At 42.6% G+C, this 16,490-nt stretch carries 13 protein-coding genes; 5 read left to right on the plus strand and 8 right to left on the minus strand.

Annotated features, from left to right (window positions below):
• Positions 1-68 precede the first annotated feature (68 nt).
• From KFO40_RS21285 to KFO40_RS21320, 8 genes are all read right to left on the minus strand, one after another.
• Complete coding sequence (locus KFO40_RS21285) at positions 69-2,678, minus strand: PAS domain-containing sensor histidine kinase (RefSeq protein ID WP_211146780.1); 2,610 nt, start codon at positions 2,676-2,678, stop codon at positions 69-71.
• A gap of 84 nt (positions 2,679-2,762) precedes the next feature.
• Complete coding sequence (locus KFO40_RS21290; RefSeq protein ID WP_120070553.1) at positions 2,763-4,016, minus strand: ABC transporter permease; 1,254 nt, start codon at positions 4,014-4,016, stop codon at positions 2,763-2,765.
• Between the two features lie 29 nt (positions 4,017-4,045).
• On the minus strand, positions 4,046-5,335 hold the full coding sequence (locus KFO40_RS21295; protein WP_211146781.1) for an ABC transporter permease: 1,290 nt from the start codon (positions 5,333-5,335) through the stop codon (positions 4,046-4,048).
• A gap of 96 nt (positions 5,336-5,431) precedes the next feature.
• Positions 5,432-6,058, minus strand: a complete 627-nt coding sequence (locus KFO40_RS21300) for a GIN domain-containing protein (protein WP_211146782.1) — start codon at positions 6,056-6,058, stop codon at positions 5,432-5,434.
• A gap of 67 nt (positions 6,059-6,125) precedes the next feature.
• Positions 6,126-6,791 (minus strand): ABC transporter ATP-binding protein, encoded by a 666-nt coding sequence (locus KFO40_RS21305; protein WP_008644652.1) that lies wholly within the window; start codon positions 6,789-6,791, stop codon positions 6,126-6,128.
• 17 nt (positions 6,792-6,808) lie between these two features.
• Positions 6,809-8,056: an efflux RND transporter periplasmic adaptor subunit gene (locus tag KFO40_RS21310; protein ID WP_117610451.1), complete on the minus strand. Its 1,248-nt coding sequence runs from the start codon at positions 8,054-8,056 to the stop codon at positions 6,809-6,811.
• A gap of 233 nt (positions 8,057-8,289) precedes the next feature.
• On the minus strand, positions 8,290-9,687 hold the full coding sequence (locus tag KFO40_RS21315) for an NAD(P)/FAD-dependent oxidoreductase (RefSeq protein WP_211146783.1): 1,398 nt from the start codon (positions 9,685-9,687) through the stop codon (positions 8,290-8,292).
• An 81-nt stretch (positions 9,688-9,768) separates the two neighbouring features.
• A complete protein-coding gene (locus KFO40_RS21320; RefSeq protein WP_004314292.1) occupies positions 9,769-10,674 on the minus strand; it encodes a glucosaminidase domain-containing protein in 906 nt (301 codons plus the stop codon).
• 110 nt (positions 10,675-10,784) lie between these two features.
• Here KFO40_RS21320 and cdd point away from each other — a divergent pair, with 110 nt between their 5' ends.
• The 5 genes from cdd (at position 10,785) to KFO40_RS21345 (ending at position 16,329) form a co-directional block, all read left to right on the plus strand.
• A complete protein-coding gene (cdd, locus tag KFO40_RS21325) occupies positions 10,785-11,267 on the plus strand; it encodes a cytidine deaminase (RefSeq protein ID WP_004304232.1) in 483 nt (160 codons plus the stop codon).
• A 2-nt stretch (positions 11,268-11,269) separates the two neighbouring features.
• Entirely contained in the window at positions 11,270-12,109 is an 840-nt protein-coding gene (locus tag KFO40_RS21330) for an AraC family transcriptional regulator (protein ID WP_008025757.1), read from the plus strand.
• Between the two features lie 88 nt (positions 12,110-12,197).
• Positions 12,198-12,779: a DUF417 family protein gene (locus KFO40_RS21335; protein ID WP_004300718.1), complete on the plus strand. Its 582-nt coding sequence runs from the start codon at positions 12,198-12,200 to the stop codon at positions 12,777-12,779.
• A gap of 99 nt (positions 12,780-12,878) precedes the next feature.
• Positions 12,879-14,252 (plus strand): FAD-dependent oxidoreductase, encoded by a 1,374-nt coding sequence (locus KFO40_RS21340; protein ID WP_117683696.1) that lies wholly within the window; start codon positions 12,879-12,881, stop codon positions 14,250-14,252.
• Between the two features lie 376 nt (positions 14,253-14,628).
• Positions 14,629-16,329 carry an ABC-F family ATP-binding cassette domain-containing protein gene (locus KFO40_RS21345; RefSeq protein ID WP_121960589.1) on the plus strand — a complete coding sequence of 567 codons (1,701 nt, stop codon included), beginning with the start codon at positions 14,629-14,631 and terminating at the stop codon, positions 16,327-16,329.
• Positions 16,330-16,490: the final 161 nt, after the last annotated feature.

The raw sequence follows: 16,490 nt of genomic DNA on the forward strand, positions 1-16,490 counted from the left end.
TTATCAACAGATTAGAAAATAAGAAAAGTGTCCATTTTCGGACACTATGCCCAAAAGTGAACGTTCGATTATTCGCAGTAGTTAGGAAGGCGCACAGTGAAACGAGTGCCTTTACCTACTTCGGAGGTGACGGAGATGGTACCATTCAGACGTTCGATGATGGTCTGACAAATACTTAATCCCAAACCTGCTCCTTGGGTGAAATTATCGACTTTATAGAATCGTTCGAATATATGACGGATACCTTCTTCAGAAATACCGACTCCGGTATCCTCCACAAAGATGCGGGTATAGCCGGGAACCTCATCGTCTTCATAGCCGAAAGTAATGAAACCGCTACTCGTAAATTTAGCAGCGTTATTTATCAGATTATTCACGACTTGCTGCAAGCGTACATTATCTGTCGTAAGATATTTCTTATCACTTTCGGGCATACGCAACACCAGTTCTACTCCCGGTGGCATATTCAAGCGTTGAGAATCATGGACGGTCTTTAATAACAACGGCAGGTTATGCTCGGCGAACATAAATTCCATGGTTCCCGATTCGATACGTGACAAATCAAGAATATCATTAATCAAAGCCAGCAACAGGCCACAATTCTTATTAATGGTTCCGATAAACTGGGCAATCTCTTCGCTTGTAAAACCACTCGTATCGCTTAGCAAATCGGAGAAACCTACAATCGCATTCAGCGGAGTCCGAATCTCGTGACTCATGTTGGCAAGGAACGCCGATTTCAGTTTGTCAGCCTGGAGGGCTTTATCACGGGCCTCTCTCATTTCCTGCTCGGCAGTCTTATATTGCTGGATACTCTGACAAACACCTAATATATTGTACAATGAATCTTGTGTCAATCCCGTGATTACGGAAGAACGATATTCCCACCATTCATACTCTCCGTTGACATTCCGCTGACGGAAGTTCAGACGGGTATTAGAATCTTCCCCGGTCAATGCTCTGTCAAACAACGGTCTTATTTCTTTCAAATCGTCAGGATGGATAGTGCGATCCATTTCGTCACGAGGGATGGTAGTAACCGACTCATCGTATCCAAGACGTTTCAAGAAACCTTGCGGAAAAATGAAACAGTTCGTTTCCATATCAAACTGCCACGGATATATGGAGCTTTCGTCTACCGCCATATCAAAGAAACGTTTCTGCATTTCTTCATCCGAAATATTCCGCGCAGAAAGTGCCATACCGGTAATCGCGTCCTTTGAACGGATCGGAACTATTTCCCCCGACACCGGGAAGTACTTATCACTATGCACTTCTTTCATGAAAGCTCCCTGCGGTATCTTCACACTTTCTCCTTTTGAAGCTACTTGCTTCAGCATTTTATGAAGAATGTCCTGACCGTTATAATATATTTTGAAGATACTGCCAGCCATCATTCCTTCATAAAAACGCCCACCTGCCTCATACGGCAAATGAAGCATTTGTAATAAGGAACGGTTTGTAAAATGAATGTGCAAATCGGTATCATACGTTATCACACCATCACGGATGGAATGAAATACATTATCGAACTCATTACGCTGTTCCACCAGTTTATTCTGTACCAGCAGACGGGTCTGTGCCTGAATCCGTCGTTTGGATTCACGCCGGTTGGCACGCATCAGCCACACGATAGAGGCTATCAACAATGCGAGGATAGATGGATAGAGAAGTATAAAAAGGTATTTATATTTCTCCCAATATGGTTCATTGACTATGGTTCCGCTAGAGGATACTTTATCAGAGTCGACATGGAAAAAATCTAATTGCTTGTAGTCAAAGATGAATCCCTGTGTAATTTCCGTCACTCCTATATCCCGGGGAGAGGTACCTTTCAAGACCGAAGCAGCCCTTTGAGCAGCCAATGATGCAGAAGTATAGCTGTCGGAATCATAAGCGCTAAACACACCGTTAGTCAATCCTACATTTTGAGTTGAAAATACCGGAGCTTTTGAGTTTTTACCTACAAATGAAAGGAAAGGCGACCATTTAGGAGCAACGACTAAACGTTCGTAGCTGTTACGAGGGTAACAAATTGCCGCAATGATATGACTAGTCGTATGATTTTGGGTATTATAGATTTTCATTCTATAATCCGGGTTATCTTTCTGAAAGATTTTCCACTCTTCTTCAAAATCTTCAAGCCCTTTGTTACTTAAAAAGCTGTTATCTATCACACAAACCACTTCTTTCCGGCGGGGAAATATCTTTTGTGCCTGACGTAATATGACGTCGAAATCCGGATTGGCTGTGAATCCACAAACATTGGGATGAGCAGTAATCAACTTCGTATCAGGATACTTAATACCGAAAAACACCACCGGAATCTGCAAAGGCAACGAATCTCCACACGCAAAAAGGGTATAAAAAGCTTCATCACTCGCAGTTACAATCAAATCTGTCTGCCTGTCGCGGGCACGCTGACAAAAACGACGCATGATTACCTTCTCGGAATTGAATGCCCAAAAATCCGCATCAAGATATTCCGTTGTTATGTTCACCTTCAAACCACTCTCTTTAAACCCTTTAGCCAAGCCCTGATTAAGGTCACTGTGCCAAGGAGTCTGCGAGGTGTAAGACTGTATAAAAAGGATATTGAATGTACGTTCCGCTGCCGCCGCCTGCGTAAGAACAGCAAAAAACAGAACTATAAACATACAATAATAGCGTCGATTCATATAGTTAAAACCTGCGGTGTTTTCAATATTATGCCGACAAAGATACGTTAAATCTATTGAAAACAAATAGATAGCCCAAGTTTTTTATTCTTCGCGCAGCGCTTCGGCAGGCTGTATGCGGATTACCTGACGGGCAGGAAACCAAATACCTATAAGAATCATTAAAGACATCAGGAAGTAGGTTATGACAAATGTAATAAGAAAACGTACTACTCCCCACTCCATATACCCTTCAGTCAACTCCAGATGGCCGATATTATAACAGATGGCGGCGGCAGGCAAAGCAGCCAGAGTCAATAATAGCAATCCTTCTTTATTTAAACGTTGCCAAAGCTGCATCCGGCTGGACCCGACTGCTATACGAAGCGCAGACTCGGTACGACGGTGCTGCGTACGGAACCAGAAGGTGCCGACAATACCCAACAGGATATTAAGCAATAAGAAGCCCATCATCCAGAAACGTACCTGTACCTGATTATAACTTCCTTGCTGGAAGTCATTCCGCAGATCTTCATAATCATGCACTTTCAGGATGAATAAGTTACCGACACTCAACTGGTTGGCGGACAATTTCATCAAATGTTCCGCAAAGTCTCTGGAAGTCCCCGGTTTCACTCGCAGACAAACTTCTACACTCGAAGGATAAAGTTCATCGTCAAGTTCGACCATTATCTTTTCAGTAAGTTCAATGGCTACATACCGGTCACTGTAGTTAGGCCAAAAGTCATTGTAACGCACTTTCTTCGAAACTCCCCCTATCTTGTACACTTTTGTAGAATCATCCACATCGACCATTTCTTTACCCAACAGCGTACGATCGCCTTTATAATCTTTGGGCCAGAAATTTTCACCAACAACGACATTGCCATTCCTTAAAGCTTGCACCAACGGCTGATAACCACGCCCATCAGCACTTTGATAACGGAAGACCTGAAAAAAGTCAGGGGTTACCGAACGCCGTAGCGGACTACTAACCAATGTATCGATACGCAACATACTACCGGAATTACTCCCGATATAGGGACGCGCATTATTGGATATTGAAACGGCCTCCACTTCCGGCAATCTCCGGAGACGATTGGTCAACTCGATAATATCTTGTCCTAAAGATGTACTCTTTTGCTCTTTCGAAAGATAGGAATTACTCTTGTCGTTTTTCAGGCTTAGCTCCAAATAATACGTATCGGTAATATCAAATCCTACCGGTTCGTAATAAGTACGCGCTGTCACATACGTCCAGTCGACCACATACCACAGGACCACAAAAACAATTAATAGTTCTGACCATAACCATCCGTTTGACCGGCGCTCGTTCCATATTTGTTTTAATAGTTGCATTTTCTTTAGAATTTAGATGAGTTGAAGAATTATCTTTCGTTGATGGCATCCACAATATTGGTGCGAGTTACTCTCCATGCCGGAATGGCGGCACTTAATAAATTGAGTAAGAAGCAAGCCAGAAATGCCAGCAGGAATACGGTAGGATCGAACAGTAAGTCGACACACATGGTCCGCAAATCTTCCACCCCATTGGATACAAAGTCTACGGAGAAAAGCATTCCTCCCAAAAGGAAAGCGGCGACATAACTTAATACCAGTCCGAGAATTCCTCCGAACAGGGAATAAAGCATATTTTCGGATAGTACCTGCATCATAAGCTCCCGTCTGGGGGCACCAAAGGCTTTTCGCACTCCTATTTCGGAGATACGCTTACGCATGCGTGACAAAGTAAGTCCGGACAAGTTGACGGCAGGAACAATCAATAAGACAAGTAATGTCAGTATGTATTGCCGTACTGCTTCTTTCACAGCAGGAGGATTGTTGGCGGAATAGCGTTGCGCGGCTACGAAATAAGTATCAGGCTGTCCGCGATAGAGTAAATCGAAATTGGGATGCCCTGCCATAAAGATAGCCCGCAAGCGGTCTGCCTCCTGGCGAATAGCCGGAAAATCGTCTTTCGATTTAGCCAGTATATAGACGGCAGTCATACCCATGATATTGTCATCGCCCCAAGTGGCTATGAAGGCACTTGTTGAACTCAAAGGAATCCAAACTTGCGCATAGGCGTATTTCGCCAGTTTAGAAACCGGACGTACCACTCCGCAAACAATATAAGCCGAATGATTCAAAAGGAATGTTTTTCCAACCACTTCTGACGTTCCGAACAAACGGCGAGCCATATCTTCGGAAACCACAGCTTTTGCTGCTCCGGCATCAAAATCGGCATTATCATACGGTTTACCGGATAGAAACTCAAATTCAAATATTTTCCAGAAAGCATCGTCTGTTTGCAACACACTACAACTTTCCATCTCACCTGCCGGTTTAGCAGCCAGCATTGTTTCCTGCCAGATATTGGTTATGGAAACAACTTCGGGAATTGTCATTGCTTTGAAACAAGCCTTTGCCGTATTGTATCCGATAGGGCCATTGCTTTGCCAATTCACGTTGGACTTATTTTGAAGTCCGGCAAACCGGAAAATAAGCATCCGGTCACGATGGGTTTCCGGTGCAAAGGGAGCAATAGTCGCACGTAAAGTAATCACAATTACCATTATCATAGCAATAGCCAAAGCTGTACCAATAATGGAAATAGATGAAAGCAGTTTATTTTCTCCCAACAGATGGAATGCTTGTTTAAAATAGAGTTTTATCATGATCGTTACCAGTATAGAGTTCAGTATATTTCTTACTCGTCTTTTTTATTCTTCTTCGATTAGGTTCCACAGAAGTTCGTCAAAGAACGTTCCATATTAGAAATTCCATCCCTTCTTTGTTATATCCTTACATTTCAGGTTTTTGTGATTGATTTCACCAACACCATCCTTTTTAAAGAAAGCAGTATCAGCCTTACCCGATAAAGTGATATTCCCTACTCCATCCACTTTAGCCTTGATAAGGCCACAGTCAACATTCATTTTCATATTGCCTACTCCGTCGACATCGAGTTTCAGTTCATCGCAATGAAGATTTTTCACGTTGCAATTTCCCACTCCGTCAAGTTCGAAAGCTATATTTTTAAGATTCAATTTTTCCTTTGCATCAAAGTTCCCTACCCCGTCGATTTTCACTTTACTCAAATCGGGAGCAGTTATGTAAAAAATCAGATTCTTGACATTCTTTACGTTCTTCTCTTTATAATCAATAACCAGTGTACCGTTCTTCACCGTTACCCGGGTTTTCTCTACAAATTCGGAAGGCCCTTCCAAACGGCAGGTACATTCTGCCGATTGAGCGAAAATAATATTTCCGACAGATTGCAGGTTGATGGCAGAAAAGTCGCCTACATTATAATCTTTACTCACATTTTGTGCCGATAGCGAACAAAAAGCAACACTTAACAGGACAGCTATCGCAACGATAAAAATATTCTTTGTCATGGTGGTTTTTAATTTAGAGATGTATCAATCTGTTTTTCTATTTAGTTTCATGTATAAAACGCAGGTTCTACTGCACTTGTCGTCCGTCAAAGAAACGAATGGTACGCGAAGTCTGCTTCGCCTGTTCTTCATTATGGGTAACCATGACGATGGTGCGTCCGTCTTCTTTATTCAGTCGGTGAAGCAGTTCCATGACTTCGGCTCCCATCCTTGAATCCAAGTTACCTGTCGGCTCATCGGCAAGGATTATTTCAGGATTACCGATAATAGCACGGGCAATAGCTACACGTTGGCACTGACCACCGGAAAGTTGTGTAGGAAAATGTCTCATACGATGGCTTAACCCTACTTTTTCCAATACCTCTTGCGCCAACCGCTTTCGCTCACTACTGCCAACACGGCGATAAAGTAAAGGCAACTCCACATTATCCGTCACATTTAACGAATTAATCAGATGAAAAGACTGAAACACAAAACCAAGCGTTTTATTACGAAAAACGGCCAATTCTTTGTCTTTCATTCCTTCGGTACGTATTCCATTGATTTCCACTATTCCCATGGTAGGTGCGTCAAGTAATCCCATTATATTCAACAATGTAGATTTTCCGCACCCGGAAGGTCCCATTATACTTAGGAATTCTCCACGTTCTACCGTCAGATTCACATTTTCCAACGCTACCGTTTCAATCTCATCAGTACGGTAAATTTTGGAAAGAGAGTTCAATGTTATCATAACTTCTAGTGTTTAATTTATTTAATCTTCAGCTTATTCTTGTTCTTATATGCACTCATATCACTTACCACTACCCTGTCACCCGGTTGCAATCCACTCAAAACTTCTACATATTCAAAGTTTGAATCACCCAACTGTATCTTACGTTTGACCAGTTCATTGTCAGAGTTGCAGACAAACAATTCGTATTCACCACGCCCCACATAGAAAGAGCCATTGGCAACACGCATCACATCTTCCTTTACAGCATTCATCACATAAACATCCGTCTTCAATCCGGAGCGCAGACGACGATGATTATCTTCCTTCAACTGAACCGTGAATGATATGACGCCATTTTTGGATAACGGTGTTACACTGCTGACCGTTCCTTCCAGTTTATCGCTTCCTATCTTAACAATTGCTTTTCCTCCAGCTGCCACACGGTCGCCATACGTATCAGCAATCTCGCCTTCCACCTTAAAATGACTTAAATCGGAAATGATAGCGACTTGTCCGCCTTCGGAAATCTGCGCACCAATCTGGTTATTAATATAGGTAAGAATAGCTCTGCGCGGAGAACGGATTTGCGCATCATCCAAAGTACGTTTCTTTTCGGAGAGACTCTTACGGAAAATATTAAAATCAAGTTCCTGTACTTTCAGTTCGGCAGCAGCCACCTCCTTCTCATTTTTATATTGTTGCCGGAGTTGTTCGTACTCTAACTGGGCAACATTATAGCTCAATTCAGCCTGGCGCACTTTATCCGTTGTTCCCGCACCGAGACTGTCCAAATAGTGTTCATTTCTCAACTCCACCTTCATCCGGCTTAATTTCATAGCCGAAACTTTGATCTGCATCGCCATATCCGAAAGCTTCGTCTGATTATTGACACGAAGCTGATCGAGCTTATACCGACGCATCTGCTCTTCGTCCAGCAACTTTTTATATTCGGTTTCCGTACTCTGAAGATCGAGTTTCAGAATCGGAGTACCTACATCTACGCTATCTCCTCCTTTTTTATAAACTTCAAGAATACGACTGTTGATTGGAGAATTGATAATTTCTTCAAATGCAGGAACCACCTTGCCGGAAGCACTGACACTTACCTCAATAACTCCTGTATCGACTGTGGAAAAGACAAGATCTTTTGCCTCCACTCCTGCCCTTAGTACAGATATAAGTACACCAATGACAACAATACTTGCTACCCCGATGGATGAATAACGAATGATCTTCTTGTTACGTTCTTTCTGACGTATTTCTTTAGGAATTTCTCTGTCCATATCTGATCGTTTACGATTTTATCATGTATCAATTTAGCATTTTATATACCAAATCTATGCCAAAACCGTAAGTAATTGATAAATAGAATATAACAAAAAACACAGGGTGTCCGATATCGGACACCCTGTACGAATTTACTGTTCAGAATATGAATCTATCCACCTGTCAGCGGAAGGTCAGTACACCTGGATAATGACGGATTGTCAACTACGGTATAATGACTTCTCATTGACTATTTTTTCTCTTGTCCGGAAGGTTGCTGAATCTCCTGCGGAGAGTGTTGCTTCGGTTCCTGTATCAGTTCTTTTCCCCAATGATTAGTCTCCTCCAGCTTTTCACGATCGCGAATTTCTTTTGCTTTACGGGCATAGACAATCATACGCATGGATTGATCGTAAGTGAAATAATTCCAGATCCAATTTAAGAGCACAATCACTTTATTACGAACTCCAAGGATAGAACGCAGATGAACAACCAGCCACATCACCCAAGCAAACCATCCCTGCATCTTTACTTTACTAAACTCTGCCACGGCACGATTGCGCCCGACGGTCGCCATCGAACCTAAATTGCGGTAATGGAAAGGTTTCATTTCCTGTCCTTTCTCCATACGAATCAGATTCTTTGCCAATAGTTCTCCTTGCTGGATCGCCACTTGTGCCAGTTGAGGATGCCCGTTCGGGTAATTTTCATCAGCTAACTGAATACATTGGTCGCCAATAGCAAACACATTATTCATCCCCTCTACACGGTTAAATGAATCGACTTTAATACGTCCTCCACGCCCAATCAGAGAGGCATCCAGATTTCCGATAGTCACACCGGTGACACCACTCACCCAGATAAAAGTACGCGTGGCAATCTCTGTACCATCTTCGAGTACTACTTTATGGTCACGATAATCCACAACACGTTTATTCAACAGGATATTTACTCCCATTTCACGGAGAAACTGTTCAGCATGTGCAGATGATTCTTCCGACATTCCGGCAAGCAATCGCGGCCCGGCTTCAATCAAATAGATGTGCATCAGACTGCTGGGCATATCAGGATAATCATTCGGCAAGACGAATTTCTTCATCTCGGAAAGTATTCCGGCTACTTCTATCCCGGTAGCTCCACCTCCCACAATTACAATATTCAATAACTCTTGTTGCTCCTGCTTCGTTGAACAGGTCAGCGCTCGTTCCAGATTAGCCAGAAGAGCGTTTCGCAATCCCATCGCTTCTGACACATTTTTCATCGGCATGGCTTCCTCTTCGATATGTTTATTACCGAAATAGTTGGTTGTAGTACCTGCTGCTAACACCAGATAGTCATATTCTGCTTTTCCGATGGAAGTCTGTATCATATTCTTTTCCGGGAAAATGGCACGTACTTCCGCCATACGGAAATAGAAATCTTTCCGATGCTGGAATATTTTACGGAAGGGGAAGGATATGGAAGTTGGCTCCATACCGGCCGAAGCCACCTGATAAATCAAAGGAGGAAACTGATGATAGTTGTTTTTATCTATCAATACGACTTGAAAGCCTGACTTTTTCAGCTTGTTAGCCAGTTTCAAGCCACCGAAACCACCGCCTACTATGACGACACGTTTCTTATTACTTTTTGCAATGTTTAGACTCATATTCTAATCATGTTTTATCAAGATAATAACACATGAATGAGTCATTAAGTTTTCGAAATTCGAACCTTTTGAGAGAAGTCTCTACCGCAGACGCAATCTATCTCCGATTTCCGGAACATACTCACCATCCTTACGATTCATCTTATACAGATTTTTGAGGCGGATACCATATTTTTGAGAGATGCCATGCATGGAATCTCCATCTTTCACAACATATACAGTATAAGGTTTGGAAGCCTTTTTCTTCTTACTCTTCAGGTAGATGATATCTCCTTCCATCAAGGTATAATCACGCTGCAAGTCGTTGTACTTCACAAGTTTCTTCCAACTAATATCAAATTCGTTACCTAAATCTTTAAAGGTATCACCGTTGCGGGCTACCACATAAGCAATATCATTAGCGATATACACCTGATGCGGGCTCATCAACCAAGGATTCTTTTTCAGCTTCCGTTCCGAATATACACCCTTACGGTCGTATTTATACAAGTCATAATCTTCGATAATCGTAATCAGACGGTTAGCATAAGAAGGATCGGTAGCATAGCCTGCTTTTTTCAGTCCACGCGCCCAGCCTTTATAATCGGTGATATCCAGTTTGAAAAGAAAAGCGTAACGGGCACCTCTTCTAAGGAAGTCGGAATGATCTTCGTAAGAGTCACGCGGATGCTTATAAGCACGGAAACATTCGTTGCGCGCATCATCATCATGACGAACCGTACGTCCCCGCCAACTGCCACCACATTTAATACCAAAGTGGTTATTACTCTTTCGTGCCAACTGGCTGTATCCGGCACCGCTTTCCAGCAACCCTTGCGCCAACGTGATACTCGCCGGAATCTTATGAAGCTTCATCTGTTCAACAGCCAAATCACTATACTTATTTATATACTCGACGTAACGGGCATTCCGTTTCTGTGCCTGCACTCCTACGGCAAAGAAAAAAACAACGGTTAAAAAGATAAGTCTATGCAGTTTATTCTCCATTTTTATTCAGATGTGAATTAGATGGCACAAAAATCCGAAAAATAATTGGGATTATCAATCTCTTTCCTAACTTTGTAACATTAATTGTAGAAACCAATACCCTGACGTATATGAAAGACCTCACAATTACCGCTATTATTAAAGTATATCAATATGATGAGTTGAATGAGGGCGATCGGTCACTTATAAAGACTGCCATGGAGGCAACAGCTCGTAGTTATTCTCCGTACTCCCATTTCTCCGTAGGTGCCGCTGCGCTATTGGGCAACGGGACAGTAGTGACAGGAACCAATCAGGAAAATGCGGCCTATCCGTCGGGGCTTTGTGCAGAACGTACTACATTATTCTATGCCAACTCCCAATATCCCGACCAACCGGTTGTCACTCTTGCTATTGCGGCACGAACGGAAAAAGACTTTATCGACCATCCGATTCCTCCCTGCGGCGCTTGCCGGCAAGTGATTCTGGAAACGGAAAAGCGTTACAAACAACCCATCCGCATCCTATTATATGGCAAAGAATGTATCTACGAAGTAAAAAGTATAGGTGATCTACTGCCGTTATCATTTGACGCATCAGCAATGGAGGATTAATTATGTTACAACAATATCACACGAAACTAAAAGGAACACTCGCACTTACAGACTCTTATCTGACAGAAAAAGCACTGCAAAAAGAAAAAGGACTTTATAAATTTATATGGGTACGCAACGGAAGCATCACGGTAGAAATCGACCATCAGGAAATGACGCTTACCAAAGATGAAGTGATTTCACTCACTCATCTGCAACACCTCGAATTTAAATCGATTGATGGTGAATACCTGACTTTATTGTTCAACAGCAATTTCTATTGTATCTATGGCAACGACCATGAAGTGTCATGCAGCGGCTTCCTGTTCAACGGTTCATCTCACCTGATCCGTTTCACACTGAACGAAAAAGAACGTAAAGAACTCGACACTATTACCGAAGCACTGGAAAATGAGTTTACCGTTTCCGACAGCCTGCAGGAAGAGATGCTGCGTATCCTGCTGAAACGTTTCATCATCCAATGTACCCGGATTGCACGTCACCGCATGAATATCACCCGTGAAAAAGAATCCGGATTCGAGATTGTCCGCCAATACTATAACTTGGTCGACGAGCATTACCGGACAAAGAAACAGGTGCAGGACTATGCCGATATGTTGCATAAATCTCCCAAGACACTATCGAACATCTTTTCTACCTGCAAACTGCCTTCGCCGCTTCGGGTTATCCACGAACGGGTGGAAGCGGAAGCTAAACGTCTCCTGCTTTACAGCAACAAAAGCGCCAAAGAGATTGCCGATATTCTGGGATTTGAAGACCAGGCTTCTTTCAGCCGTTTCTTCAAAAATATGACCGGACAGAGCGCCGTGCAATTCAGAAACACACAGGAAGGGAAAAATTGACAAGGCATACGGAAGTATTGCTATTTTGAGGGTAGTGGAAATGGACGACCTTTGCGACATAAGATAAATCCATTAAAACCCCAACAAAATGAAAGAGAAATTGATCGCTTTACTGACCTTCACTTCAAGTCTGAAAAGTTTTGGTATGAAATTTATCCGCGTTGCCATCCTGGTAGTATTTGTATGGATAGGCGGATTGAAGTATTTCCATTATGAAGCCGACGGGATTGTTCCGTTTGTTGCCAACAGTCCTTTTATGAGTTTCTTCTATGCTAAAGGTGCACCCGAATACAAAGAACATAAAAATGCGGAAGGTGCTTTTGTCCCGGAAAATCGTGCATGGCACGAAGCAAACCGCACTTATACTTTCTCTTACGGACTGGGAGCTCTTATTATGAGTATCGGCATACTGGTATTCTTGGGAATCTTTTTCCCAAAAGTGGGATTGGCAGGCGACACCCTCGCCATTATCATGACGCTCGGCACACTTTCTTTTCTTGTCACCACCCCGGAAGTCTGGGTTCCCGACTTGGGAAGCGGAGAATTCGGTTTCCCATTACTATCCGGTGCAGGGCGGTTGGTGATTAAAGACATTGTGATCCTGGCCAGTGCCGTAGTGTTATTATCCGACTCGTCACAACGCGTACTCAAAACACTTAAAAAAGACTAAGACAACCACTAAAGAGGATTCTGACTTCTTGCCATTGCGGAACAAATCGTATTTTCAGACTGTTATATAGTCTCATACAAATCATTAATACAAGAAGTTATGAAACAATATGATGCAATTATTATAGGATTCGGCAAGGCAGGGAAAACCCTGGCTGCCGAACTTTCCAACCGCGGATGGCAAGTGGCCATCGTAGAACGTTCCAACATGATGTATGGAGGAAGCTGTCCGAATGTAGCCTGTATCCCAACAAAGACGCTGGTACATGAAGCCGAGGTTTCCGCTTTGCTTTACCACGATGATTTTCCGAAGCAGGCGAATATGTACAAACAGGCCATCGGCCGAAAGAACCGCCTCACTTCCTTTCTTAGGAATGATAATTACGAAAGACTAAGCAAACGTCCTAATGTGACTATCTATACTGGAACGGGGTCTTTCATATCCGCCGATACCATAAAAGTGGAACTTCCCGAAGGAGAAATCGAACTGAAAGGAAAAGAGATATTTATCAACACGGGGTCTACTCCCATTATCCCTGCAATAGATGGTATTCAGCAAAGTCAGCACGTATATACCAGTAGTGCGCTTTTGGACTTAAGTGTACTTCCTCATCACCTGATTATCATAGGTGGAGGATATATCGGACTGGAGTTCGCTTCTATGTATGCCGGTTTCGGCAGTAAAGTGACGATACTCGAAGGAGGAAACAAATTTATGCCTCGCGAAGATCGGGATATTGCAAACAGCGTCAAAGAAGTAATGGATAAGAAAGGTATTGAAATCCATTTGAACGCGCGTGCGCAGTCTATCCATGACACGAATGACGGAGTGACACTAACTTACTCGGACGTATCCGACGGTACTCCTTATTATGTAGATGGAGATGCCATTCTTATCGCAACGGGACGTAAACCGATGATTGAAGGATTGAATCTGCAAGCAGCGGGTGTAGGAGTTGATGCTCACGGAGCTATCATCGTAAACGATCAGTTACGCACTACTGTTCCTCATATATGGGCAATGGGAGATGTGAAAGGCGGATCGCAATTTACTTATGTCTCGCTGGATGATTTCCGGATTATCCGTGACCAACTCTTCGGTGACAAGAAACGTGATATCGGAGACCGTGATCCTGTGCAATATGCAGTGTTTATTGATCCGCCATTGGCGCATATCGGAATCAGTGAAGAAGAAGCTCTGAAAAGAGGATATTCATTTAAGGTTTCCCGGTTGCCGGCATCCTCCATCGTCCGTACCCGTACATTGAGGCAGACAGATGGTATGCTAAAAGCTATCATCAATAATCATAACGGGAAGATTATGGGCTGTACTCTATTCTGCGCCGATGCTTCAGAAATCATCAATATCGTAGCTATGGCGATAAAGACAGGCCAGACGTCTACATTCTTGCGCGATTTTATCTTCACGCATCCCAGTATGAGTGAGGGATTAAATCAACTGTTTGATGTATAAGAATAAGAAAGAGTATAACTCACTTCTAAAACAGAGCCTCTGAATAGAGTAAACAGAGGCTCTATTTGGAGTAATCGGAGGCTCCGAATGAGGTAAACGGAGCCTCTAAATAAATGAAATTCATTCTTTTTCAGTCTTAATAGAGTGAAATCTAATAGAAAGTGTTATCTTTGCCGCCAAGTTAAACTATATACCTACCACAATGAGAATTACTAAGTAAGACAACACTTCTAAGTAAACATCACTTTTCTTATATGCTTTTTCTATTTTGTTAAGCATCACGAAATCCGTGTTGTTTAGCCAGTATTGTGTTTGTCGTTCCCCTATCCTGTGATTTTTTTCACTCTATTTTCAACCTCAAACCCAATAGATCATCATGTCTATCAGTATCCAACAAATCAGCTATATCCATCCGGATAAAGAAGTATTATTCAGTGACCTCAATTTCGCCATCAGTAAAGGGCAGAAACTAGGATTAGTCGGTAACAATGGCTGTGGCAAGTCTACTTTGCTACAAATTATTGCCGGACAGTTATCACCCTCTTCCGGTGTCATTGTCCGCCCGGACGACCTATATTATATCCCGCAACATTTCGGGCAATATGATTCACTGACCATCGCACAAGCTCTTCAAATAGAGCGCAAACAGCAAGCTCTGCACGCTATCCTGGCAGGAGATGTCTCAAACGAGAATTTCACCATTCTAAATGATGACTGGAATATCGAAGAACGTTCCATTGCCGCTCTCGATTTATGGGGATTAGGACAGTTTACGCTATCCTACCCGATGAATCTGCTTAGTGGCGGCGAAAAGACCCGCGTATTCCTGGCAGGTATGGACATTCATCATCCATCTGTCATACTTATGGATGAACCGACCAATCATCTCGATTCTTCCGGCAGACAACGTTTATATGACTGGGTAGAAAAATATCGTTCCACCCTGTTAGTGGTAAGTCATGACCGTACTCTGCTCAATCTTCTCCCCGAAATTTGCGAATTGGAGAAGCATCAAATCAATTATTATGGCGGAAATTACGAATTCTACAAAGAACAAAAAACGCTGATGCAGGAAGCATTACAACAACGTATTGAAGAAAAAGAAAAGGCACTACGTATTGCCCGTAAAGTGGCTCGCGAAACGGCCGAACGCAGGGACAAACAGAATGTACGCGGCGAAAAGAGTAATATAAAAAAAGGAGTTCCACGCATTGTATTGAACGCACTCCAAGGGAAATCCGAGAAGAGCACTAGTAAACTGACTGGCGTTCATCAGGAGAAAGCCGAGAAGTTAACAAATGAACGCAACCAGCTTCGAGGTTCGCTCTCTCCGACTGCGGCATTAAAAACCGATTTCAACAGTTCCTCGCTTCATACCGGGAAGATATTAGTGACAGCAAAAGAGATTAACTTCAGTTATCATTCCAATTCGATTAACAATGATATTCTGACGAATGATGAAATAAATTCGTCTGACACAGGTTATCATCCCAATCCGAATAGCAATGATATTCAGGAAAATAGTATCTCAAAACAACAGCTTTGGCAAGCTCCTGTCAGCTTTCAGCTAAAGAGCGGAGACCGCCTCCGTATAGAAGGAGCCAACGGTAGCGGGAAAACAACTCTATTGAAATTAATCACCGGCCAACTTCAACCACAGGAAGGAACCCTGACACGGACGGACTTTAGCTATGTCTATTTGAATCAAGAGTATTCGATCATTGACGACCGGAACAGTATTCTTGAACAGGCTTACGCTTTCAACAGCCGGAATCTGCCAGAGCATGAAATAAAGATTATTCTAAACCGTTACTTGTTTCCTGCATCCGAATGGGACAAATCCTGCCGGAAACTTAGTGGTGGTGAGAAAATGCGTCTCGCTTTCTGCTGTCTGATGATTAGTAACAATACCCCTGATATGTTTATCCTGGATGAACCTACCAACAATTTGGACATACAAAGTATTGAAATTATCACTGCTACTATCAAAAATTATGCAGGTACTGTGATAGCAATCTCACACGACAATTATTTTATTCAGGAAATTGGTGTCGAACAATGCATTTTATTGAGTTAGTCTATTGATATTTTATCTAGGGCAACCGCACCAAAATTTAATTCATATCCGCACAGTTTTGAATAAAATAATGAAGTATTCTGGAAACGTTGTGGTAAATCTGAAAAAGATGATTGAGTTTTTAAGATTCCCCGTTATCTTTTTATTATAAGATATGGGTC

The sequence above is a fragment of the Bacteroides sp. 1001302B_160321_D4 genome (genome assembly GCF_015667765.1).
Taxonomy (GTDB): Bacteria; Bacteroidota; Bacteroidia; order Bacteroidales; family Bacteroidaceae; genus Bacteroides; species Bacteroides xylanisolvens.

What these genes read in the sequence shown, in the direction of transcription:
- KFO40_RS21285 (WP_211146780.1), bottom strand. Translation starts at nt 2,678, where the DNA reads ATGAATCGACGCTATTATTGTATGTTTATAGTTCTGTTTTTTGCTGTT.
- KFO40_RS21290 (WP_120070553.1), bottom strand. Translation starts at nt 4,016, where the DNA reads ATGCAACTATTAAAACAAATATGGAACGAGCGCCGGTCAAACGGATGG.
- KFO40_RS21295 (WP_211146781.1), bottom strand. Translation starts at nt 5,335, where the DNA reads ATGATAAAACTCTATTTTAAACAAGCATTCCATCTGTTGGGAGAAAAT.
- KFO40_RS21300 (WP_211146782.1), bottom strand. Translation starts at nt 6,058, where the DNA reads ATGACAAAGAATATTTTTATCGTTGCGATAGCTGTCCTGTTAAGTGTT.
- KFO40_RS21305 (WP_008644652.1), bottom strand. Translation starts at nt 6,791, where the DNA reads ATGATAACATTGAACTCTCTTTCCAAAATTTACCGTACTGATGAGATT.
- KFO40_RS21310 (WP_117610451.1), bottom strand. Translation starts at nt 8,056, where the DNA reads ATGGACAGAGAAATTCCTAAAGAAATACGTCAGAAAGAACGTAACAAG.
- KFO40_RS21315 (WP_211146783.1), bottom strand. Translation starts at nt 9,687, where the DNA reads ATGAGTCTAAACATTGCAAAAAGTAATAAGAAACGTGTCGTCATAGTA.
- KFO40_RS21320 (WP_004314292.1), bottom strand. Translation starts at nt 10,674, where the DNA reads ATGGAGAATAAACTGCATAGACTTATCTTTTTAACCGTTGTTTTTTTC.
- cdd (WP_004304232.1), top strand. Translation starts at nt 10,785, where the DNA reads ATGAAAGACCTCACAATTACCGCTATTATTAAAGTATATCAATATGAT.
- KFO40_RS21330 (WP_008025757.1), top strand. Translation starts at nt 11,270, where the DNA reads ATGTTACAACAATATCACACGAAACTAAAAGGAACACTCGCACTTACA.
- KFO40_RS21335 (WP_004300718.1), top strand. Translation starts at nt 12,198, where the DNA reads ATGAAAGAGAAATTGATCGCTTTACTGACCTTCACTTCAAGTCTGAAA.
- KFO40_RS21340 (WP_117683696.1), top strand. Translation starts at nt 12,879, where the DNA reads ATGAAACAATATGATGCAATTATTATAGGATTCGGCAAGGCAGGGAAA.
- KFO40_RS21345 (WP_121960589.1), top strand. Translation starts at nt 14,629, where the DNA reads ATGTCTATCAGTATCCAACAAATCAGCTATATCCATCCGGATAAAGAA.